The organism is Methylobacterium hispanicum, from assembly GCF_022179285.1.
In the GTDB taxonomy this organism is placed as follows: Bacteria; Pseudomonadota; Alphaproteobacteria; order Rhizobiales; family Beijerinckiaceae; genus Methylobacterium; species Methylobacterium hispanicum.
On sequence record NZ_BPQO01000022.1, the window covers coordinates 32,638 to 55,301 of the forward strand.

At 68.7% G+C, this 22,664-nt stretch carries 10 protein-coding genes; 5 read left to right on the forward strand and 5 right to left on the reverse strand.

Annotated features, from left to right (window positions below):
* The first annotated feature begins 51 nt into the window (after nt 1–51).
* Entirely contained in the window at nt 52–15,216 is a 15,165-nt protein-coding gene (locus MFF56_RS22060) for a putative Ig domain-containing protein (protein ID WP_238231054.1), read from the forward strand.
* A 134-nt stretch (nt 15,217–15,350) separates the two neighbouring features.
* Entirely contained in the window at nt 15,351–16,382 is a 1,032-nt protein-coding gene (locus tag MFF56_RS22065) for a hypothetical protein (protein ID WP_238231056.1), read from the forward strand.
* An 82-nt stretch (nt 16,383–16,464) separates the two neighbouring features.
* Here MFF56_RS22065 and MFF56_RS22070 read toward each other — a convergent pair whose 3' ends face one another.
* Nucleotides 16,465–16,998: a hypothetical protein gene (locus tag MFF56_RS22070; protein WP_238231058.1), complete on the reverse strand. Its 534-nt coding sequence runs from the start codon at nt 16,996–16,998 to the stop codon at nt 16,465–16,467.
* Between the two features lie 147 nt (nt 16,999–17,145).
* Here MFF56_RS22070 and MFF56_RS22075 point away from each other — a divergent pair, with 147 nt between their 5' ends.
* Complete coding sequence (locus MFF56_RS22075) at nt 17,146–18,045, forward strand: hypothetical protein (RefSeq protein ID WP_238231059.1); 900 nt, start codon at nt 17,146–17,148, stop codon at nt 18,043–18,045.
* 20 nt (nt 18,046–18,065) lie between these two features.
* On the opposite strand, the gene MFF56_RS22080 is transcribed toward MFF56_RS22075, so the two are convergent.
* The 3 genes from MFF56_RS22080 to MFF56_RS22090 form a co-directional block, all read right to left on the reverse strand.
* Entirely contained in the window at nt 18,066–18,812 is a 747-nt protein-coding gene (locus tag MFF56_RS22080; protein ID WP_238231061.1) for a metallophosphoesterase family protein, read from the reverse strand.
* A gap of 138 nt (nt 18,813–18,950) precedes the next feature.
* The gene (locus tag MFF56_RS22085) at nt 18,951–19,418 is read right to left on the reverse strand and encodes a hypothetical protein (protein ID WP_238231063.1); all 468 of its coding nucleotides are present in this window, start codon (nt 19,416–19,418) and stop codon (nt 18,951–18,953) included.
* A 15-nt stretch (nt 19,419–19,433) separates the two neighbouring features.
* Entirely contained in the window at nt 19,434–19,796 is a 363-nt protein-coding gene (locus MFF56_RS22090) for a hypothetical protein (RefSeq protein WP_238231065.1), read from the reverse strand.
* Between the two features lie 256 nt (nt 19,797–20,052).
* Here MFF56_RS22090 and MFF56_RS22095 point away from each other — a divergent pair, with 256 nt between their 5' ends.
* Nucleotides 20,053–20,589 carry a DUF262 domain-containing protein gene (locus MFF56_RS22095; RefSeq protein ID WP_238231067.1) on the forward strand — a complete coding sequence of 179 codons (537 nt, stop codon included), beginning with the start codon at nt 20,053–20,055 and terminating at the stop codon, nt 20,587–20,589.
* 220 nt (nt 20,590–20,809) lie between these two features.
* Nucleotides 20,810–21,949 (forward strand): DNA polymerase IV, encoded by a 1,140-nt coding sequence (gene dinB / locus MFF56_RS22100; RefSeq protein ID WP_283207440.1) that lies wholly within the window; start codon nt 20,810–20,812, stop codon nt 21,947–21,949.
* 144 nt (nt 21,950–22,093) lie between these two features.
* Here dinB and MFF56_RS22105 read toward each other — a convergent pair whose 3' ends face one another.
* The gene (locus MFF56_RS22105; RefSeq protein WP_238231068.1) at nt 22,094–22,624 is read right to left on the reverse strand and encodes a hypothetical protein; all 531 of its coding nucleotides are present in this window, start codon (nt 22,622–22,624) and stop codon (nt 22,094–22,096) included.
* Between the last annotated feature and the right edge of the window lie 40 nt (nt 22,625–22,664).

The following is a 22,664-nucleotide window of genomic DNA, read 5'->3' on the forward strand; positions in this document are numbered from 1 at the left end:
GAGGTACGGTCTCTGCGCACTCATAAGGCGTGCGGACCGAGGGGCCTGCCGATGCACATTCGTTCCTTCCTTCTGTCGGTCGTCTCGGTGGCCGCCCTGGTGGGCGCGGCCGCCAACGCCCAAACGCTGGCCGAGCAGATCGCGCAGCAGTCCGAAGGCGAGATCCAGGGCTACGGCAACTTCTTCCGCTACCGCATCGACGGCCTCGACCCGAGCCTCTACGACACCCCCGTCGTCAAGGTCGTCCAGCCCCGCAAGTTCTTCATCGGCGAGAAGGCCGACCTCACCGTCAACGTCCGGGGCGGCAATCGCCCCTACGCCTTCTCGCTGATCGGCCCCGCCCTGCCCAAGGGCCTCTCCTTCGATCCCCGCAAAGGCAACTTCGTCGGCACCACCAAGCTGCCCGGCTCGGCCTCCTACGTCATGGCCGTCCAGGACGCGCGCGGCCGCATCGCCCAGTCCGACCCCTTCACCGTCACGTGGCTCGACGACTTCGACGAGAGCCAGTTCCACGCCTACCCCGTCGAGGCCTTCGTCGACGGCGCCAAGCTCCCCTCCCCCCAGCCGATCTTCGACGGTTCCGCCACCACGGACGTCGCCACCACCGGCTTCGGATCCACCGTCGCGGTCCGCTTCGACCAGCCCGTGCGCGCCAAGACCGCCGTGGTCGCCTTCTCCACCGAGGCCGCCGGCGGCGCCTGCTCGTACGACCTCGAGGCCAAGGACGAGGACGACAAGTGGCGCCCGGTCCACCGCGCCTCCTCGCTCGCCTCCGGCGGCGTGCTCTCCGCCTTCAACCTGATGCCGACCCCGCGCTCGGGCTTCGTCTCGACCGACTGGCGCGTCAACCTCACCAACGGCTGCCGCATGCGCCTCTCGGAGCTGCGCATCGCCTCGGCCCCGCCCAACCCGCCCCCGGCCTGGCAGACCCCCGAGGGCCTGCTCGTGGCCGTCGGACCGGTCCCCCTCGGCGTCTCGATCGTCGCGCCCGAGCAGTCCCCCTACTCCAACCTCCCCACCCGCTTCGAACTCGCCGGCGGATCCACCCTGCCGCAGGGCTTCGGCATCAAGGAGAACGGCGAGTTCACAGGGCCCGACGGCGAGGGCTTCCCCTACGGGCGCATCGACTTCCGCCTCCGCGCTACCGACGGCATCGGATACTGGACCGAGCGGAACTACTTCATCACCCCCGACGCCGTCCCGGCTCGGACGGCCTACCCGAAGACCGTCGCGGTCGGTTCGGGGCCGAACGTCCGCTTCGAGATGTCGGACGGCAAGACCGGCTCCGACGACGCCTCGGAGACCGTCCCGGCCGGCGGCACGATGCTCTTCGACTACGGCCGCTTCGTGCGGGTCGTCGGCCGGACCATTCTCGCCGGCGCGAACGTCGGCACGATGGCGCTCGAGGCCGAAGCAGGTCCCGACCAGTGGGTGGATCCGACCCTGGTCGGGGGCATCGCCAAGCGCTGGCGGCTCGTTAACCAGAGCGGCGGCGCGGCGACGTTGACCGAGGCCCGCCTCGACGAAGCCGACTACAACCATCCGCCCGAGTGGAAGACCGCCGAGGGCCCGTGGTCAGTGGGCGCCGAGGGCATGTCCTTCGCGGGCGTGCGTGATCCGGTTTCGGGGAAAGTCGTCGAAGCGGCGGCGCAGGTTCCCGCCCACCAGCTGACGATCGAGACCCGGTCCCTGAACATCTTCGACCAGGGGCCGGCGACCGTCATGGTCGCCCCCGGGACCAAGCTGCCGGAGGGCCTGATCTTTGGGGACGGCGCCTTCACGTTGCCGAAGGGCGAGGACTTTCCGTCCGGTCAGCTGTCGGCGAAGCTGCGCGCGGCGGATCCGATGGGCTTCTGGTCGGAGCGCACGTTCCTGTTCAGGCCGGAGACGGTCCGCGCCGCGACCCGCATGCCCAGCATCGCCGGCCCGAGCGGCGACGTTTCCCTGCTGCTCAACGACGGGGAGACCGACGCAGCCATCGATCTCGCGATCGGCGAGGAGCTCGTCTGGTCCTTCGGCCGCTACGTCGAGGTCAAGGACAAGGCCGTCGTGGTCGCCTCGAAAGGGGATGCCCTTCTTCTGGAAGCCGAGACCGTCGACGGATGGGTCGATCCGTCCCGGGTCGCGGGTATCGCCAAGCGCTTCCGCGTCCGCGCGACGGCGGCCGTCAAGGTGTCGGAGTTTCGTCTCGACGGAGCCTCGCCGATCCTGAAGCCGACGTGGTCCCCCGCGGCCAGTCTGCGGACGGTGGACGAAGCCGGGATCGGCGGCAGCGGAGACCTCCGGCTCGCCGTTGCGGCCGTGGAGCGCAATCCCTACTCCGACATTCCGGCCGTCGTCACGGCTCCCAAGCCGCTCCCGCGCGGGTTTACCTTCGCCGACGGCGTCATCCGGGTTCCCTACGGCCAATCCTTCCCGGCGGGCCTCGTGCACGTGACGCTCGCGGCCGTCGACGGCCTCGGCGTCGCCTCCACGCAGGTCTACCCGTTCCAGCCGGCGAGCGTCCGCGCGGCGTCGATCGTGCCCAAGGTCGCGGGAGGTGGGATCGACGACCCCTTCTTCGTCCTCAACGATGGCGAGATCGGTGCCGACGCCCGTGCGATCAGCCTCCAAGCTGACGATACCGTCGTCTGGGACTACGGGCGATTCGTCCGGATCGAGCAAGCGAACGTGGTGGATGCGACCGATCCGAGCCGCCTCGCCCTCGAAGCCGATACCGACGAGGGCTGGGTTCCCGTCGCTGCCGTCAACACCGTCTCGCGCCGGTACCGTGTCCGCGCCACCGCGGCGGTCGACGTGCGCGAGTTCCGCATCGACGGCGCGGCGGCTCCACAGGCGCCGCTCTGGAACACGTCGGCTGGACCGTACGTCGTCGACGACCGCTCGATCGAAGGACGGACCGGCTTCACGCTGGATTTCGACGCCACGACCCGCAATCCGTTCACGACGGCGGCGCCCACCTACGCCCTGCGCAACGTACTGCCCAACGGCTTCACGGTCAGCGGGCAGACGATCTCCGTCCTCAACGGCAGCGCCTTCCCGTCGGGCCGGGTCGGCGTCACCGTCCGGGCCGAAGACGGCACCGGCTTCTACGCGGACCGCACGTTCGCCTTCAATCCGAAGTGGGTCCGTGCGCGCCCGATCAAGCCCGATGTGCGCGATCCCGCGGGCGCCGACGTCTTCGGCATCATGTCGGATGGCCGTTCGAACCTCGGGGTCCAGCTGAAGGCGGGCGAGGCCGTCACGCTGAGCTACGGTCAGTGGGTGAACGCCTCGAACGGGGCCGCCGTCTCCTCGACCGGTACCGTCGTGGTCGAGGCCCAGACCGCGTCGGGCTGGATCCCCGCCAAGGATGCCGACTGGATCGCTCACGCATACCGCGTCCGGGCCGTCACCGACGCCTTCCTCAGCGAGGTCCGCCTCGACGGTCTGCCCGCCCAGTCGGGCCCCGAATGGCTGACGGCGCAATTGCCGGTCCGCGAGATCGCTTCGCCGACCAGCATCGGTCTGAGTGCGCGGCCGCAATCCGAGTTCTCCGACCAGCGGACCGTCACATACTCGGCAGCCGGTCCGCTTCCGGAAGGCTTCGCGGTGAACGGCGGCAGCCTGAGCACGCCATCCGGAGAGCAGCTGCCGGCGGGCCTTCTGTCGGTCACCGTGCGGGCGACCGACAGCGTCGGCGTCTACAGCGATCTCTCGATCCCGTTGATGCCCTCCGCCCCGCGCGCGATCCACGTGAAGCCGTTCGTCAAGGGCCCGGCCGGCGACGACGACCTGTTCCGCCAGATGTCGGACGGCGTCGTCGGAGCGGGGGCTGCCGGTACGGCCCTGGCCGTCGGCGAGAGCCTCGTGTTCGACTTCGGTCGCTACGTCTTCCTGTACGCTTCGTCGACCATCGACTCCACGGGCTCCTACGTCTTCGAGGCCGAGACCGGAACGGGCTGGGTCCCGCCCGGATCGGTGAACAGCCGCGCCAAGCGCTTCCGCTTCCGGGCGACCGATCCAGGCATCATCCGCGAGGCGCGCCTCGACGGCCTCGAAGTCCAGTTGCCTCCGATCTGGGATACCCTGGGTACCTTGCGGACCGTCGATCAGGCCGGGCTCGCGCTCGCCCTCTCGACGTCGATCCAGTCGCGCTTCGGGTCGCCGATCGCCTACGCTCCGACCAAGCCGTTCCCACAGGGGTTCTCGCTCTCCGGTTCGACGCTCGTCGTTCCCCCGGGGGAAAGCTTCACCTCCGGCTCCCTCTCGTTCGTGCTGCGCGCGACCGATGCCGTCGGTTTCGCGACCGATCGGGAGTTCGCGTTCCAGCCCGCCTCCGTGCGTGCGAAGACCGTGATCCCGTCGAACGTCGTCGATCCGAACGGTGCGACCGTCACGCAGATCCTCAACGACGACGTGAAGGGCTCCTCCGCCGCGGGCGTCGCCCTGGCCGCCGGCCAGACGGTCGTCTGGTCCTTCCCGCGCTACGTGAAGGTCGTCCCGGCCGACAACGTCGTCGACGCCACCGCGCCTGCCGCCCTGGTCCTCGAGACCGACGGCGGACCCGCCGGCTGGGTGCCCGCAAGCTCCCTCGACACCGGCAAGCGCTTCCGCATCCGCGCCACCGCGGCCGTGACCGTGCGCGAGTACCGCCTCGACGGCGTGGGCGCCTTCGTCCTGCCGACTTGGACCACCGCCGCCCAGCCCTGGGAGGTCTCGCCCACCGCCGTCGCCGGCCAGACGGGTCTGCAGCTGCAGACCGTGGCCGCCAACAACTCGCCCTTCGCCGGCGCGATGGCCTACGCCCTCGTCCCGGGCGCCAGCCTGCCCCAGGGCTTCACCCTCTCGGCCACCGGCCTGATCTCCGTGCCCTCCGCGGACGTCTTCCCGGCCGGCCGCGTGAACGTGCCGGTGCGCGCCACCGATCCGGTCGGCAACTTCGTCGACCGCACCTTCGCGTTCCACCCGCTCGCCGTCCCGGCGTCGACCTTCGCGCCCAAGACGGTCGCGAGCGACGCCGGCGCCGACCTGCGCGTGGCCATGCTCGACGGCCGCACCGCCGCGTCCGACGCGTCCGTCGTGCTCCAGGCCGGCCAGAGCATCGTCTACGACTACGGCACCCAGTGGGTGCGCGTGGCCGCCGCCTCCGTGTTCGACGTCGCCCCGACGGGCGCCGTGCTGGAGACGGTCGCCGCCGACGGCGGCTGGGTGCAGATGACCCCCTCCCCGGCCTCCGCCTTCCCCGCCGCCGTCCAGGATCAGGGCGGCCGCAAGTTCCGCATCCGCCAAGTCACTGGCTCCTCCACCCTGCGCGAGGCCCGCCTCGGCGGACTGCCGGTCCTCGGACCCGTCTGGCAGACGGCAGCGGGCCCCTATCCGGTCGATCAGTCCATGATCATCGGGGTCGCGCCGGCAGGGTTCGAGTTCCAGCTTTCGACGACGCGGACGGCCATCACGGGTCCCGTCTCCTATGCCTTCGCGCCGGGCTACACGCCGCCGCCGGGATTCTCCCTGACGGCCGAGGGCAAGGTGAGCGTCCCGCGGGGCGAGAGCTTCGCCGCACGGCGCTACGACCTTCCGATCCGAGCCACCACCGACGACTACACCTCGGATCGGACCTTCACGTTCCACCCGGCCGGCACCGCGGCCGCGGGCGTCGTGCCGAAGACGGTCGCGACCGGCGACGGCGCGGACGTGCGCGTCGCGTTGCTCGACGGCCGCATGGCGGCCGCGGACGAAGCCGTCACGGTCACCACCGGACAGACCATCGTCTATACCTACGACCGCTGGGTTCTGATCCAGGCCGCGGCCTTCTTCGACGTGGGTACCTCGAACCTCGGCCTGGAGGTGCAGGCAGGCGACGGAAGCTGGGTCTCCTTGAGCACCGCGCCCTTCTCGATCTACCCGGCGGCCCACGTCGACCAGGTCGGCCGCGTGTTCCGTCTGCGCCAGACCACGGGCAGTTCGTCGCTCCGCGAGGCCCGTCTCGGCGGCCTCCCGGCTCTCGGCCCCGTCTGGGGGACTTCGGCGGGGCCCTATACGGTCAACCAGTCCACCATCGTCGGCTATACGCCGGCCGGACTGTCCCTCCCGCTGGGCGCGTCCAAGACCGCCTTGACCGCTTCCCCCGTGGGATACGCGCTCGCGCCGGCCTTCACGGCTCCGGCCGGCTTCGCGGTCTCGGCCGACGGCAAGCTCGTCGTCCCCGCCGGCGAGAGCTTCCCCTACGGTCGCGTCATGCCCGTGGTCCGCGCCACGGCCGACGACTACACGTCGGACCGCACTTTCGTCTTCAATCCTGCGAGCGTGCGCCTGAACTCGATCGCCCCGACCTCCGTCCTGGACAAGTCGGGCGCCTCCGTCGTCGTCCCGCTCTACGACGGCGCGACCGGTACCTCGGCGACCGGCGTGACCTTGAACGCGGGCGAGAGCATCATCTGGACCTATCCGCGCTTCGTCCAGAACGTCGCCGCGGCCAACGTCGACGGCGTCAACCTCGGCAACCTCGTCTTCGAGGTCGAGCGGGCCGAGGGTGAATGGGTCGTCCCATCGTCGGTCGACTCGATCGGCCGCCGCTTCCGCATCCGCTCGACCGCCGCCGGGACCCTCGTCCGCGAGTACCGTCTCGACGGAGCCGGCACCTTCCTGTCCCCGGCATGGGTGACGGCCGGCGGCAGCCGGACGGTCACCGAGACGACGATCGGCACGACCTCGCCCGCGACGCTCTCGCTGCAGCTCCAGGCCACCAACCGGTCGCCCTACTCCAACGATCCGCTGCGCTACGAGCTCGCGCCGGGCTCCGCTCCGCTCCCGGCCGGCTTCGCGATGACGCAGACCGGGCTAGTCACCGTGCCGAAGGCCAGCGCCTTCCCGGTCGGCACCGTCAACTTCGCCGTCCGGGTCTGGGATTCGACCGGCTTCTTCGCCGATCTAGCCTTCAACTTCCTGCCCGAGGTCGTGGCGATGACGGCTCAGATGCCGTCGAGCGTCGCCGGTCCCGATGGCCCGGACGTGTTCGTCCCGCTGTATTCGGGTCTCAACGACGTCGTCGTGACCATCCGGGCCGGCCAGTCCGTGACCTGGACCTTCCCGCGCTTCGTGACGCCCGCCGCCGCCTCCTTCTATGTGGCGAACACAAACCTGAGCTTCCTCGCGCTTGAGACGCCGGCCCAGGACGGAAGCTGGACGCTGCTGCATTACGCCAACAATCCCGGGGCCACCGGCGTCGTCGGCGCTTACGGCAGGACCTACCGTCTCCGGAACACCTCGGGCGTCGACATCCAGGTATCCAGCGCCCGACTCGGAGGTGTTCCCGCCCAGGCACCGACTTGGAACACTTCGAACACCAACCCCTACATGGTGACCCAGACCGTCGTCGGCGGCCTGACGACGAGCGCGGTTTCGTCGACCCAGCTCAGCGTCGATCTGTCCGCGAACCAAGTCTTCTCCGGAGCGACCGGCCTCTCGTACGCCGCCGCTCCCGGAGCGGTTCTGCCTGCCGGGTTCGAGGTCCTGCCGAGAGGCAGCCTGCGGGTCCCCGTCGGAGAGAGCTTCACGGGCGGCTTCGCCGTCATCCCGGTCCGCGTGACCGACACCCGGGGCTTCTACTCGGACCGCACGTTCAACTTCTATCCGGCTTCCGTCGCCGCGAGCTCGCTCGCTCCTTCCTCCGTCGCGGGAGCGGACGGGGCCGACGTCTTCACGACCCTGTACGACGGTCTCGTGGACCGCGTCGTCGAACTGGCTCCCAATCAAAGCGTAACGGTCACCTTCCCCAAATTCGTGAACGTCACCCGCTACTCGGCGGTGACTTGGCGCGACGTCAACATGGGTGGCGCGCTCACCGTCGAGCTCATGCGTGCCGACGGTACTTGGATCCCGGTCACCAGCAATAGGTTCGTCATTTCGACGGTCAACGGCAACAGATCCGTAGCTTTGTCGAACGAACTGTTGCAAACCGCACCGTACAACGTCGGTCGACAGTTCCGCGTGAAGAACAACACCGCCGCCGCATTGACGCTCGGCGAATACCGCATCGACCAGGGACCGGCGTACAAGCCGACCTTCGCAACCACGGGCGGCCCGTGGGAGGTGAACCAGACGCAGGTCCTCGGAGCCACGCCGGCGGCGCTGTCCTTCCAGATCGGGACCCGGAAGACCTATCCGGACTCGACCGACGCGTTCACCTACGCTCTCGCGCCGGGATCCAAGGCGCTGCCGTCGAACTTCGGTCTTTCGTCGAGCGGTCTCGTCGTCGTGCCACAGGGCGAGAGCTTCACCCACGGCTCGGCGGACTTCACGGTCCGCGCCACGGACTCGCGCGGCTTCTACGCGGATCAGAATCTCGTCTTCCACGCGTCGAGCGTCCCCGCCTCGAGCGTCAAACCGACGAGCGTGACGGGGCCGAGCGGCGCCAGCGTCTACGCGGAACTCTACGACGGCAGAACGGATCGTTCGGTGGTCCTGCAGCCCGGCGAAGCCGTGACCGTGGACTTCGCCCAGTACGTCCGCATCGCCAACCGTTCGTCCTGGTTCGGGACCGGCTACGTCGCCACCCTCGTCACGGAGCGCCCGAACGTCGACGGTTCGTGGTCGACGCTCGAGCAGATCGTCAACGACAGCCAGGATGGCGTCTGGGGCGACATCGCCCAGCGGACCTCGAAATCATTCCGCATCCGCAATGCCGGTACGACCGGTGCGCTGCTGCGGGAGCAGCGCCTCGATCAAGCTCCGTCCCTCGAGCCCGCCTGGGTGACCGGAACGGGGCCGTTCGGCATCGACGACGACAAGGTCGCCGGCCAGTCCGGTCTGTCGATGCCCCTGGCCGCGACGAAGCAGTCGCCTGCCACGGGCGCCCTGACCTACGCCCTGGTCGCGGGCCAAACGGTGCCCGAGGGCTTCGTGGTCGACCCGGCCGGACGGATCGGCGTGCCGGCCGCGTCCGACATGCCGAGCGGCCGCGTCGACCTGACCGTGCGCGCCAGCGACGGCCTCGGCTTCTACGCCGACCAGACCCTGACATTCATCCCCTCCGCCGCCGTGCGCGCCCAGAGCGTCCCCCCTGCGGCCGTGAGCGGCCCGAACGGAGAGGACCTGCGCGTCGCCCTCTACGACGACCGTGGCGACACCGCGTACACGCTGGCCGCGGGTCAGGCCGTCACCTTCACCTGGGACCGCTGGGTCCAGGTGGCCGACGTCGTGAAGGCGAGCCCCGCTCCGCGCACGCCGGGCGTCCTCTACGCGATCGAGACCCTGGCTCAGGATGGCTCCTGGAGACGGATCGGAAGCTACGCGGTCCCCGCGACGGGATCGATCTCGGACACGACCGCCGCGTCGGGCGCCAACCGATACGGACGCACCTTCCGGATCGTGAACACTTCGGGTTCGCCGACCGCCTTCTCCGAGCTGCGTCCGGACAACGGGCCCGGCTACGGCGTGAGCATCACGACGCCGACCGATCAGCGCCTCGTCGACGAAAGCACGATTTCGGGCGCGACGAAGGCCGGCTTCGATCTGCAGCTCGCCGGCAAGTGGTCCCATCCGGCCTCGAAGAGCCTGTCCTGGATGCTGCGCGGCGTCACGCCGATCGGGTTCGCAGTCAGCGGCGACGGCGTCGTGAGCGTGCCCCGAGGGTCGGACTTCCCGTTCGGTCGCGTGATCGTGCCCGTGCAGGCGGTCGACGACCGCGGCTACACCCGCGATGCCGACTATCCCTTCGTACCCGCCTCGGTACGAGCGAAAGGCGTGATCCCGCAGAGCGTGGTCGGCCCCAACGGCGAGGATCTGTTCGTCGCCATGTACGACGGACGCAGCGACACCACCTTCACGCTCGGCGCCGGCCAGTCGATCACCTACACCTTCGACAGGTTCGTCACCGTCGTCGATGGCACGACGGCCATCCAGACGCACACCGCGAACACCTACGTCATCGAAGTTCCGAACCAGAACGGTGGCTGGACGGTCGCCGTCGGCGTCCAGAACGGATCCCAGAACACCTACAATGCGGACTATGCCGCGTCGAAGATCTTCAGGATCAGAAACGCGCTGACGGGCAGCAACCTCTTCTACAACGCTCCGCTCGACGGCGCGGCCAACTTCCGCCCGCAGATCACCACGTCCACGACGGGGCGGGTGGTCGACGAGAACGGCATACGGGGCGCGTCGCCGGCGGCTTTCACGCTCCAGCTCGCCGCGACCGACAACTATCCGGCAGGCGGCAGGATCACGTGGTCGGCCTACAACCCGCTGCCGGAGGGCGTGACCCTGAGCGCGGACGGCCTGATCACCGTGCCGCCCGGCACCGCCTTCCCCAGCGGCAACGTCACCGTCTACGCACGGGCGACCAACAGCCGAGGCTTCGCCGGCGATGCGGCCTTCCCGTTCCGTCCGGACTCGGTGCGCGCCGCCACGGTATCGCCCGTCTCCGTCGTCGGTCCCGGCGAAAAGGATCTGCGGATCGGCCTCTACGACAATGCCGTCAACAACTACGTCGCCGACCTCGCCACCGACCATGCCGTCGTCTACACCTACGATCGTTTCGTCCGCGTGGAAAATTTCACCCAATCGACGGGCGGGTATGCGACCAATACCAATTACCCGAATGTGGAACTCCAAGTCCCCAATCAGTTCGGAGGCTGGTCGAGCGCGGGGTATTTCTACTATAATTCTTCGACCGCCTTCGGCGATTATCTGAACCCGAATCTCACGACGTCGAAGGTCTTCAGGGTCGTCACCCGACGGCCGATGTCCGTGGCCGAGTTCCGTCTCGACGGTGCTCCGAGCTACGGCCTCACGATCGCGACGAGCCAAGCCGCAAGGACGGTGAACGGTGCCGGAATCATCGGTGCAAACCCGGCCGGTACCTCTCTGCAACTCGCAGCCTCGACCAGCAATCCGGCAGTCAAAAGCGTCCGCTGGACCCTGACAGGCGTCATGCCGACGGGCTTCACGCTCTCGGAAAGCGGCCTCGCCACGGTTCCGACCGGTCCGGAATTTCCCTTCGGCGTAGTGAACATGCCGGTGAGGGCCCTCGACGATCAGGGCTTCGGCGCCACCGGAAACTTCCAGTTCCAGGCCGCGAGCGTCCGGGCGAACACCGTCGCTCCGGACTCGGTCGTCGGGCCCAACAACGAGGACCTTCGCATCGCCCTGTACGACGGATCCGCTTCGACCTTCACCCTGCAGGCCGGACAGTCGATCACCTACACCTACGATCGCTTCGTCCAGGTCTCCAGCGTCTCGCCGGGCAGCGGTTACGTCGGCAATTCACTGATTGCTGGACAAATCAACCAGCTCTCGCTCGAGGTGCCGAACCAGTATGGCGGCTGGACGCAGGTCGCCGTCTTCTGGGCCGACAGCTCGTCGATCTACGCCTCCAGTCTCCCGTGGGCGGACAATACAGCAAAGATCTTCAGGGTTCGGAACCTGGGCAGTCAGGCGACGCGGCTGAGCGATTTCAGGCTCGACAATCCGCCCAGCTACGGACTGGCGATCGGCACGGGAACGCAGCTGCGCTACGTCGACGACACGAACGGCATCGACACGATCCGCGACGCGTCCCCGGCCGGCCTCGGCCTGCAGCTCGCAGCCCAGCCCGGGCATCCGCTCTCGAAGTCCGTGACCTGGAGCCTGACCGGCGTGACGCCGACCGGGTTCACCCTGGGTGCCGACGGTCTCCTGACCGTTCCGGCGCTGGCGGACTTCCCGTTCGGCCTCGTCACCGTACCGGTGCAAGCGAAGGACGACAGAGGCTACACCGCGTTCGCCACCTACTCCTTCATGGCGAACAGCGTCCGCGCGAGAACGGTGCCGCCCGTCTCCGTCGCGGGTCCCAACGGCGAGGATCTCGCCACCGTCCTGTACGACGGGGGCGCAAACACTAGGTTCACGCTGCAGCCGGGCGCATCCGTCACCTACACCTACGACCGCTACGTCACCGTAGCCGATGCCGGCATCGATAGCGGGGCTTCGGCAGCCTACTATTTGTCCGGCGTCGCGAACGGCAGCCTCCGCCTCGAAGCACCGTTGCAGGACGGCGGCTGGCAGACGGTCGCATTCTTCGACACGAACTCCGCTGGCGTTGCGGCCGCGTACATCTCCGCCCAACGTGCTTCGAAGGTCTTCCGCCTGCGCAACGTCGGTACGCCTGCCATCACGCTCTTCGACTTCCGGCTGGACCGGGCGCAGAGCTACGGCGCCGCCATCACGACGGCCGTGAACAATCGCATCGTCGGCGCGGAGGGGCTGTCCATCCAGCTGACCGCGGTGTCCGGCCATCCGGACGCCGCCGGCTTCACGTGGTCGCTCTCCGGCGCGACCCCGATCGGCTTCACGTTGAGTTCGGCGGGGTTCCTGACCGTGCCGGTAGGCCCGGACTTCCCGTTCGGCTTCGTCAACATGCCGGTGCAGGCGGTCGACACCAAGGGCTTCAGGGCGACTGCGAACTTCGGGTTCCTCGCGTCGTCGGTCGACGCCAGAACGATCAAGCCCGCCTCCGTCGTCGGACCCGGCGGAGAGGATCTGTTCGCCAAACTCTACGATGGCGACACCTCGACCGCGTTCGATCTCCAGTCCGGCGCATCCGTCACCTTCACCTTCGACCGGTTCGTGAACGTCACGGACGTGTCCACGGCGGCCGGCGCCTATGCCGCCAGCATGTCCGGGACCGGGGGCTTCCTTCTGGAGGTGCCGATGCAGGACGGAAGCTGGGGGGCCTCCCATCGTTTCGCCATCACGGACTCCACCTTCACGAGTTCGGCCGTCTTCAACAACGTGTTGAACCAGTCGAGGATCTTCCGCCTGCGGAACACGGGGGCCGCCACGACCAGCCTGAAGGAGTTCCGTCTCGACGCTCCCGCTTCCTACGGCCTGACCTGGGGTCAGGGAGGCACCTTCTTCGTCGGGGATGACCGCATCGCGTCCACGAACAACGGCACGACCGCCCCGTTTACGGACGGCCTCACCCTGATCATGCAGGCGACCTCGGGCTACCCGGGCGACCCGTCCGTCTCTTACGGCTGGAAGCCGGGCTTCGTCCCCCCGGAGGGCTTCTCGCTCACGAACGGCGGCGTGCTCACGGTCCCGGCGGCCTCGGTGTTTCCGGCCGGCACCGTCGCCCTGCCGATCCGCGCTACGAGCGCCCTCGGCTTCCATAGCCTCGACCGGACGTTCACGTTCGTGCCGCAGAGCGTCCGGGCGGCCACGGTCGCGCCCGCATCCGTGCTCGATCCGTCGGGACAGAGCGTCTACGCGGGCCTCTACGACGACGACGTATCGACCTCGTCGACCAACGCCCTCACGCTGGCGCCCGGCCAGTCCGTCACCTGGACCTATCCGAAGTGGACGCATCTCCTCACGACGTCGTCCGTCGTGGCGAACGCGTCCTCTACGACCCTGCTGGTCGAGCGCCAGCTTCCCGACGGCTCCTGGCAGACGATGGAGACGCGCGCGATGTCGGGGGGGACATCGAGCGGGATCAACCTCGGCACCCCGTACCCCTCGAAGGTCTGGCGCCTGCGCAACGTCGGCCAAGCGTCCGCGCCGCTCATCGAGTGGCGCCTGGACGGTGCAGGGTCCTATGCTCCCGTCTTCGGAACGACCCTGAGCACGCGCTACGTCACGCCCTCGACGATCGTCGATGCCGTCGGGGGAGGCACGCCGACCGCCAACAGCACCGGCCTGACCATGCGGCTTCTCGGAACCGTCAGGTCGCCCGGCGAAGGCAGTCTCGCTTGGTCCTGGGGCAACGGCTTCATGCCCCCGGAGGGCTTCACCCTCTCGGCGGACGGGCTGCTCACGGTTACGGACCGCGAAGCCTTCCCCTTCGGCCTCGTGCAGATGCCGATCAAGGCGACGGATCCGCGTGGCTTCGGCGTCACTCGCGTGACGAACTTCTCGCCGGATCCCGCACGAGCCAACGCGGTGCTCCGTCCGGCTCAGACCACCGTCAAAAGCCCGACAGATGCCGACCTGTTCACCATGATGATCGACGGCGTGACCGCAGCCGGCAGCACCCTGGAGGCGGGACAGTCGATCACCTGGACGTTCTCGAGGTACGTCTACCTGCAGTCCGCGGCGACCGGGCGAAATCTGTCATCCCAGTCCTGGCAGCTGGAGGTCCCGAACCAGATCGGAGGCTGGACGGCCGTCGAGAACCAAGCCGGTCTTCTGAACGGCAGCGATGCGCGGATCGCCCGTACCTACAGGCTGCGCAACGTCGGGGCGTCCGCGATCACGGTCGGCGAGTACAACATCGACGGCGCCACGCAGGGTTCGGCTCCGACCCCGCTCGGCTACGGCAGCGATGGGCAGGGCGTCTTCTTCGTTGGCGACTACTCCGGCAGCGCCGTCACGTTCCAGCTCCGGTACTCCTCCGGCGACCCCTACCGCGGGGGAGGCCTCAGCTACGTCGCCGGGACGTTGCCGGCCGGCATCACGGTATCGTCAACCGGGTTGGTGTCGGTCCCCAGCGGCAAGCGGTACAGCGTCAGCGACACCTTCCAGGTCACCGCTACGAACGCGCTGAACAGAAGTTCGGTCACGACGTTCAGGCTTCGGGACACGCGCGAAGTAGGGGTCGTACAGTTCCTTGGTTATCTGGGTTGGGCGGACGGCAGCTATGCAGACAGCTGCCACGCCTACCGGAATCCGGCCGCGCCCAAGGTCTACAACGGCGCCACGGGAGACGGCGTATACCGTATCAACCCCCAGGGCGTAGTCTTCGATGTCTACTGCGACATGACCACGGACGGGGGCGGGTGGACGCAGGCATTCGTCCTGGCGAATGGTTCGATCGAGCAGATCTACGACCAGCTGTCCGTCATGTACGTCCGGGCCAAGCAACTTCGCTACCTGAACAGGGTCGGGTTCAGGCAAGACACAGGAAGCGGTGCCGTGGCGGGGGCAAAGTACGCCGCGATCTGCGACTTGCCCAACGCCGGTGGCGGCAGTTCGCTCGCATCATCGCTCGACAGCATCAGCTGGGGACCCCTCCCGAACGTCACGACGGGTGCCTCTGCGTCCTCGCTGGGCAGCTTCCCTCCGGTGAACTTGTGTCGCTGGAAAGTCACCGATGGTTCCCGCGGCGGCGGGCGCGGGGGCTACGAGGATACTTCCGCATTGCTGAGCATGGATCCCCAGGCTACCGCCTACGAAGTCGACTACGCGATCGGCATCGGACAGATGGAGACCGCACCCAACGTCAACGGGGAGGATACCGTCGTCTGGATCCGCTGAGGAAGGACCGGCCTCGTCTCCGGGAGGCAAGCGGAGATGAGCTGGCTCTCTCCCGGAGGTTCGCACACCGCCCGGAAAACCATCTTTCATGGCGCTCGGGCAGACCTGCGTGGTCGCAGGAAGGAGCACGTCCGATGGGATTGACGGCGCCGGCCGACGCATTGACGGGCATGTCGCTCCGAGAGGGTGAGGAAGTCGTCGCGCTGGTCCTCGCGCGCCGAACGGGCGGCTATCCCGACGCCGAGCGGCACGCCGCGATCGCCGCGGTCGGACCCTGTCATCTCTTCGAGGCCGCCTCGCTCCCGATCCGGGGCCTCGCAGGCGGATACAACGACCTCGTGCCGCATCCCGGCCAAGCCGCGGTCCGATTCGCCTGCGAGATGGCGGGCGCCGCCGACTGGGACGCGTTCGGCGCGACGGCCCTCGATTTCCGCACCGGTGCGGCGTTGAAGACCTACCAGCCCGCGATGCCGATGTTCGGGGGCGACGATCCGGAGCCGAAGGTGCTCGGCCTGGCAGTCTTCTCGGCCGCCACTTGGCAGCACCTCGCAGGCACGACCTACGGCATGCCGTCCCCGATGGAGGCGGCCGCAGCGGTTCTCGAGGCGATGCGGGACGCCGCCGCGGGACTGGCCGACCGCACGCTCGACTACGATACCGGGCGCTACGACCTTCTCAATCTCCGCAAGGGATCCGACTACGTCTTCCTCGACGGTAGGACCGAGACGCTGCCGACGCTCTCGCGGTGCTTCGGCGGCGGCGGGCATTTCGAGTTCGCCCCCTGCTTCACGGCGTTCATGTGCGGACCGCGCGGCGGCCTGAACCCGCGTGTCCGGTCCGGCGCCGAACTTCACCCCGACCTCGGCGAGACCCTGCTCGGGCTCGCGGAGACCTGGGCCGCCGGATACGGCCTCACATACGCCAACCGACCGCTGCTGCCCTCCTGCGCCGCCGGCCAGCACGTCAACGCCCTCGAGGTGGCAGGCGCCGCCATGCTGAGCCTCGGGCAGGCCGCCGCGGCACTGGAGCACCGGATCCGCGAGTACGATTCCGAGAAGGCCGCCGACCACCTGAGGCTCCTGCTCGAACGGATGGATGCGCTGCGGGACGGCATCGCGGCCCGCCTGGACGGCGACCGCCCGGATCCTTCCCGCGCGCCGCGCTGAAGCGGTGGCAGCCGTCTGCGGTTCCGGACTGGATCCGTGGCCCGTCCCGGTCCGTGCTGCGGGCTCGAACGGTTCGGAGGTCTCAGATCCGCGGGGCGGAAGCCCCCGGCTCCGCGACTTCGCCATACCGTGCGGCGGCCTCCGCGAGATGCGGCGTTCGGCGGATCACCTCAAGGGCGTCCGCGATGTCGGCTTCGTCGTATGGTCGGAGGTTGCCCGAAACGTGGACGAGCCCGTAGAGCCTCTCGTCCGTCAGCGGACCGAAGGGGCAGACCTGCCAGTCCGGGCCGGCCTCGGACCGACGAAGTTCCTCAAGCGTGCGCTCGCCCCGGACGTCGACCACGGTGCCGGCCGGCGTCGTCACATAGACGTGGACGATCTCTGGAACGCCGCCATGGCCGTCCTCGTCGGGTTGCACGTGCCACTCGAAGGGATTCCAGAGCGCGGCCAGCGGCAGGCCGGTGAGGCGGCTGAGCGCTACCGCGAATACGTGGCATTGACCCTGGGTGTAGTGGGCCAGGATCTCCTCTTCCGTCCAGGACCAGACGGGGTCTTGTTCCGAAGGCGACGCCGCCTGCGGCATGCCGCGACGCATGATCTGATCGAAGAGGGTCATCGCTCTCGTCCGCGCCGGCCTTGAGCACAGCGTAGCCGCGATCCAGGCAAAAGGGTCGCGACGCCGGTGGTCCGGTCCGTTGGCCGTTTTCGCTGGGCACCGCCAGGATGACCACGACTCTTTCGCGAAGGCGTTCCGACCATGCGCATGCAGTTGATCTTCCGCGATGCCGTCGCCCACCGGAGGGACGCGTCGCAGCCGTCCTGGGAGACGCGCCCCGTCGATCGGGAGAGCCCTGCTCAGGTCATGCTCGGCCTGGGCCTCGTCGAGGCTCCGCGCGGAGCGGTCGAAGACGAGAGGATGGCGGATGTCCTTCTGGGGGCGGACGCCGGCGGGCTGTTCCTGCGATTTGCAGGCACGGCCTACGATCCCGGGTTTCATTGGGCAGGCGAGAGCGATCTCCCGGGGCTCGGCACGGAGATCCGGACGCGGCCACCCGAGGGGTGGTCGCCCGAGCTGGCGTTCGGGAGCTTCTACATGCGGGAGACGCGGTTTCCCGCGCCGCCGGACCGCATCGTCCATGCCGCCCTGGGCCTCGTGGTCGTGCGGAGGGGGAGCCTCGCCGAGCGGGTGATGTTCGACGTCGAGGCCCGGAACGGTGCCCTCCTGCAGACGGCCGCCGCGCCCGAGCCCGGCGCCTTCGAGGCCGGGTCCTCAATCGGGCAGACCTTCGCCTCTCCGATCTGGGGCTGGGATGGATCGAGGAGGGCGATCCTCAGCACGCTGACCCTCGGGACCATCGACGCGATGTCTCGCATCCGTAGCCTGGAAGGGTTGCCCGATCCCACGCCCGAGCAGGAGGCGGAGCTCGCCCAACTCAACACCGGGCCGGCCGGAAGCGTCCTGTCCTGCGGTCGGTCCGATCCGACGTTCCGCCGCTATCAGGAGATCGCCCGCGAGATGGGTCTGTACGAGCAGCTCGCCATCGCGCCCGACAACTACCCGGACGCCGCCGCTCTCGAGCGGCGCGAGCAGGCGATCGCGTCCGTCATGCGCCGGTTGACCGACGCCGAACTCGATCCCCCGTACGCGCCGCGGGTGGCCTGAAGCGGGGCGGTAACCCCGTGCTACGGAGCCTGTCCGGGTACGGGGCGCTGCCGCGGCCGGACGTCGACGACCATCCTGTCCGCGAAGAGCCTGAACGGCACGGCGTTCACGACGACGTCGATCCCGTCGACGACCTCCCGGGCGAAGGTGTGCGTGTGGCCATGGATCCAGGTCGCCGCCCCGCCCGCGTGCCCGAGATCCTCGCGTACCGGCGGGTAGTGGGTGACGATCACGTCGGCCTTGCCGGCTGCGATCGCCGCCAGGGTGTGCAGGCGCCGCGCCCGGATGTCCGCGAAGGTAGCCGGCCGGCTGCCGTCGGCATCCTCCACCTGCACGGGTTCGCCGAAGGGTGCGCTCGGCATCGGAGCGAAGAAGGAAGGGGACGTTCCGGCCAGGATGTCGGTCAGGTCCGGCTTGGCTCCGTCCTGCAGCGCGAAGGGCTCCCAGAGCGTTCCGCCGGCGAAGCGCAAGCCTCCGACCTCGATCGACGAGCGTTCGAGCACGTGCACGCCCAGAGGGAGCCCGATCTTCCGGGCGACGAGCGCCGCTCGGTCGATCGGGAGCCCATAGTAATCGTGGTTGCCCAGGACCATCACCGCAGGTCTGCCGGCGGCAACGCGGGCCACTCCTTCCACGCAACCACGGACGTCGCCTTCGCAAACGTCGCCGGCGCAGACCAGGATGTCGAAATCGGGCGGATCGAATCTGCGCACCGTCTCCGGCGAGATCTCTTCGTGCTGGTCGGATAGGATCCAGAGACGGGGCATCAGGCGGGTATCGGCTCGGAATGAAGAACGGGCGCCGGTAAGGCAGAGACAGGGAACGTCATTTGCGTCGGGGGGACTTCCCGGCCCCAGGTTCTGAAACGTGCGCCCGTGGCGCGGCCGGCAGCTGCCGGCATGCCCTCAGCGGCAGCGCATGTACGCGACGATCCGCGGCTTGCCGATCTGCGACGTGATCAGGAGTTCGTCGCCTTTGTGCCGGACGATGTCCCACGTCTCCCGTACGGTCTCGGTGCTGCCTTCGCCGGAGCAGGTGAAGGACATCGTCGCCGGTCCTTCCCCCGCAGGGCCTTCGGAACGCTTCACTCCGTTGACGTCGCAACCGGATTCGAAAGCCTTCAGGGACTTGGGCCCGATCTCGACGAGGCTGTCGTCGCTCGCGGCCACGCCTTTCCAATCCGATGCGCGGCACTCGCCGGTCCGCTGGGCGACGAAGGCCCATACGCCTCGGAAGCGCGCCGGAATCTCGATCTTCGCCGGTCCGGCCGTCCACGCCGTCGGCCTGCCCGGCACCTCGGCCAGGGTTCCGACGGGCATGAGGGCCAGGAGCGGTAGCCCTGCGCCCGCAATGCGCGAAACGACCTTCCTCATGCATCACTCCCGGCCTCAGGCTCCCAGCCCCTTCGCGTGCGCGTCGCAACGAACCATCACCCAGGCTCCTTCCCGGACGCGGCCCGTGCTGCCGCAGACGTCGCAGACGGTCTCGGAGCGGTTCTCGGCGTCGAGGCAGATCGCTTCGACCTCTTCGACGTAGGGCACCATCTCGATCCGCAGAGTGCCGTACTTCTCCTTCACGTCGTGGCATTGAAACGCCATCCCGTTCGCGTCGGCCGGCACCGACCGAATGGCGGCGTCGAGGCGTTCGAAAGTGTCCGCGAGCAGCGCCCGCCAACCCTCGCCGACGGCCAGCGGCGTACGGGCGGCCCACGCGTACCGCTGACGGAGCTCGTCCTTCCAGTCTTCGGGCATGGAATCCTCCCTACGATCTCCGGATCCTAGATCTGTCCGCCTTGCGAGGGGTTAAGGTGAGGCGCGGCATTGGAACGAATCGTGCCGCGAAAGAACGGGGCCGTGCGGCGGAACCCACGCCAGTCACTGGACCGCCGCGTACCCGGCGAGGGCGTCCGAACCGCCCAGGCCTCGGCTCTCGGTCGGCGTTCCGGCCGGCGTGCAGCCCTTTGTCCTTTTCGCGTTCCCGCGTCAGGCTGCCCTCGAAGGAGCCGACATGTCCGCAACCGTCGATACGAACCTCCGCAACTCCTCCTTCATCAGGGGAGCGACCTGCGAATTCACGATCGACTTCGGCTTCGCCCGTTTGCGGCGCGAGGTCGACGTCGACGCGGGCGAGCGCGCGCTCGGCCATTTCATCCTACCGCCGTTCCAGAGGCCCGCGGTCTGGGACCAGGATCAGCAGGTCCGCTGGATCGAGTCGGTCTGGTCGCGCATGCCGTTGCCCGCCTACGTCTTCAATCAAACGGACGAGTTGGACTGCCACACCGACGAGTGGCTGATCGACGGACAGCAGCGCTGGACGGCCGTCTTCGACTACGTGGAGGACAAGTTCCCCGTTCTGGGATACCGCTGGAGCGAGGTCTCCACCATCGACAGACGATTCTTCATGAATCGGCCCTGGACCTGCATCCGCACCGCCTACGCGGACGAGAACGTCCTTCGGGACATCTACGACCGTTTGGCTTACGGCGGCACGCCGCACGATCCTGCCGACCGCCAACTGATCGGCTCCGTTCCCTCCGTCCGCTAGTCGGGCAGCGCCCCTCCGGTCGCCCATGGCCGCCGGCGGGAGTGGTACGCCTCAGGCGCCAGTTGCGCGGGCCCGGCCCCACGGGCTGATCGCCGCCCGGTAGGTTCCGGTCCGTCCCCGGACCGCACCCCGGTGCCGTGGGTGGGTCGTCGAGGAGAGGCTCAGGGATCGTTGCCCTCAGGCCCGGGACAATCGCGCCGAGCCGGTCTATCCTCGGTGCATGCTCTCCAACGGCTCCGGGCCGGACTTCGTCGATGCGGACGACGATGCGGCATCCGCATCGACGGCGCCCGATCGGCCCCGAAAGATCATCCACGTCGACATGGACGCCTTCTACGCGTCCGTGGAACAGCGCGACGACCCCTCGCTTCGCGGTCGACCGATCGCGGTCGGCGGCTCGCGCGAGCGGGGCGTCGTGGCGGCGGCCAGCTACGAGGCCAGGAAGTTCGGCGTGCGCTCGGCGATGGCGTCGGTGACCGCCCGCCGCAAATGTCCCGAGCTCGTCTTCGTGAAGCCAAGGTTCGAGGTCTACCGCGAGGTCAGCATGGCCATCCGGGCGATCTTCGCCGAGCACACGCCGCTCATCGAGCCGCTCTCGCTCGACGAGGCCTATCTCGACGTGACCGAGAACCTGAAGGGGATCGAAACCGCCACGCAGATCGCCCGCGAGATCAAGACGGCCATCAGCGAGCGGCTGAACCTCACCGCCTCGGCCGGGTGCGCGCCGAACAAGATGCTGGCGAAGCTGGCGTCCGACTATCGCAAGCCCGACGGCCTCTTCGTGATCACGCCGCGGATGGCGCCCGAGTTCGTGCTGACCCTGCCGGTCGGCCGCTTCCACGGCATCGGCCCGGCGACCGAGGCCAAGATGGCGCGGCTCGGCATCGCGACGGGCGCGGATCTGAAGGGCAAGTCCCTCGCCTTCCTGCAGGAGCACTTCGGCAAGTCGGGCGCCTACTTCCACGGCATCGCCCGGGGAATCGACCACAGGCCCGTGCGCCCGGACCGCATTCGGAAGTCCGTCGGCGCGGAGAACACCTTCGAGCGCGATCTCGCGGGCATCGAAGAGATGCGGGAGCACCTGCAGCCGATCGTCGACAAGGTCTGGTCGCGGTGCGCGGCGACCGGGGTCCGCGGCCGCACCGTTACCCTCAAGGTGAAGTTCTCCGACTTCGAGCAGATCACGCGCAGTCGCTCGACGGCGGTCGACGTCGGCTCCCGGGACGACCTCGAGGGGATCGCGGCCGATCTGCTTCGGCAGCTCTTCCCGATGCGCCTCGGCGTCAGGCTGCTCGGCGTGACGATGTCGGGGCTCGACAACGAACGCGAGGAGCCGCGGCAGCTCTCGTTGGCGATCTGAGCCGGGTCCCCCGCGGGGCGCCGTGGATTGCCCTCCGGTGGCGCCCCGCGGGGATGCGTGTCCCGAGGGGCGCGCCCGACGACCATAGGCTGCATGGGCCGCAGGTTGAAGTATCGCCGACGTGCGGCCGAGTTCGGATCTCGATCAGTAGATCGCCTTCGGTCGCTTCTGCGCCGCCGCATCCGCATGGGACGATCCGTGCCGCTCTTGCCAATCGGCGACGCGGGCGGAGGGCAAGCGGTGGTTTCCGTTCACCCTCGTGGCCCTGGGGTGGCTGAACGCCTCCATCCGGGCGAGATCGTCAGCGTCGATCCGGCCGCCGGCATACCGAAGCTCGACACGCGCCAGGAAGTCGTGGGCGAAGATGGTGAAGACGACGTCGTCCGTGCCGCCCTCGGTGAAGTGGCACGACAAGCGACGGCACGTCTGCGCGTCGTCGAGTTCCTTGGCGTAGGCGTGCTCGACCGTCCCGTCCGATCCCAGTTCCTTCGATTCCAGGGCGTAGCCGTGTTCCAGTAGGAGATCGCGTGCGAACGCGATCTCCCGGGCGTTCGCTTCACTCACCGACTCGTGCCGTCGGGTCCTGCGCCGATCCGCCTCGGCTGTCCGGAAGTGCAGGAACAGCATCACGCAAATCGCCGCCAGACCGACGGCGACGATCTCCTTGAGCTCCATGTCCCTACCTCCCGATGCCGGAGGCGAGCGCTAGAGCATT

Coding starts and splice junctions, on each gene's coding strand:
- MFF56_RS22105 (WP_238231068.1), bottom strand. CDS start 22,624: ATGGAGCTCAAGGAGATCGTCGCCGTCGGTCTGGCGGCGATTTGCGTG.
- MFF56_RS22085 (WP_238231063.1), bottom strand. CDS start 19,418: ATGAGGAAGGTCGTTTCGCGCATTGCGGGCGCAGGGCTACCGCTCCTG.
- MFF56_RS22080 (WP_238231061.1), bottom strand. CDS start 18,812: ATGCCCCGTCTCTGGATCCTATCCGACCAGCACGAAGAGATCTCGCCG.
- MFF56_RS22070 (WP_238231058.1), bottom strand. CDS start 16,998: ATGACCCTCTTCGATCAGATCATGCGTCGCGGCATGCCGCAGGCGGCG.
- MFF56_RS22060 (WP_238231054.1), top strand. CDS start 52: ATGCACATTCGTTCCTTCCTTCTGTCGGTCGTCTCGGTGGCCGCCCTG.
- MFF56_RS22065 (WP_238231056.1), top strand. CDS start 15,351: ATGGGATTGACGGCGCCGGCCGACGCATTGACGGGCATGTCGCTCCGA.
- MFF56_RS22075 (WP_238231059.1), top strand. CDS start 17,146: ATGCAGTTGATCTTCCGCGATGCCGTCGCCCACCGGAGGGACGCGTCG.
- MFF56_RS22095 (WP_238231067.1), top strand. CDS start 20,053: ATGTCCGCAACCGTCGATACGAACCTCCGCAACTCCTCCTTCATCAGG.
- dinB (WP_283207440.1), top strand. CDS start 20,810: ATGCTCTCCAACGGCTCCGGGCCGGACTTCGTCGATGCGGACGACGAT.
- MFF56_RS22090 (WP_238231065.1), bottom strand. CDS start 19,796: ATGCCCGAAGACTGGAAGGACGAGCTCCGTCAGCGGTACGCGTGGGCC.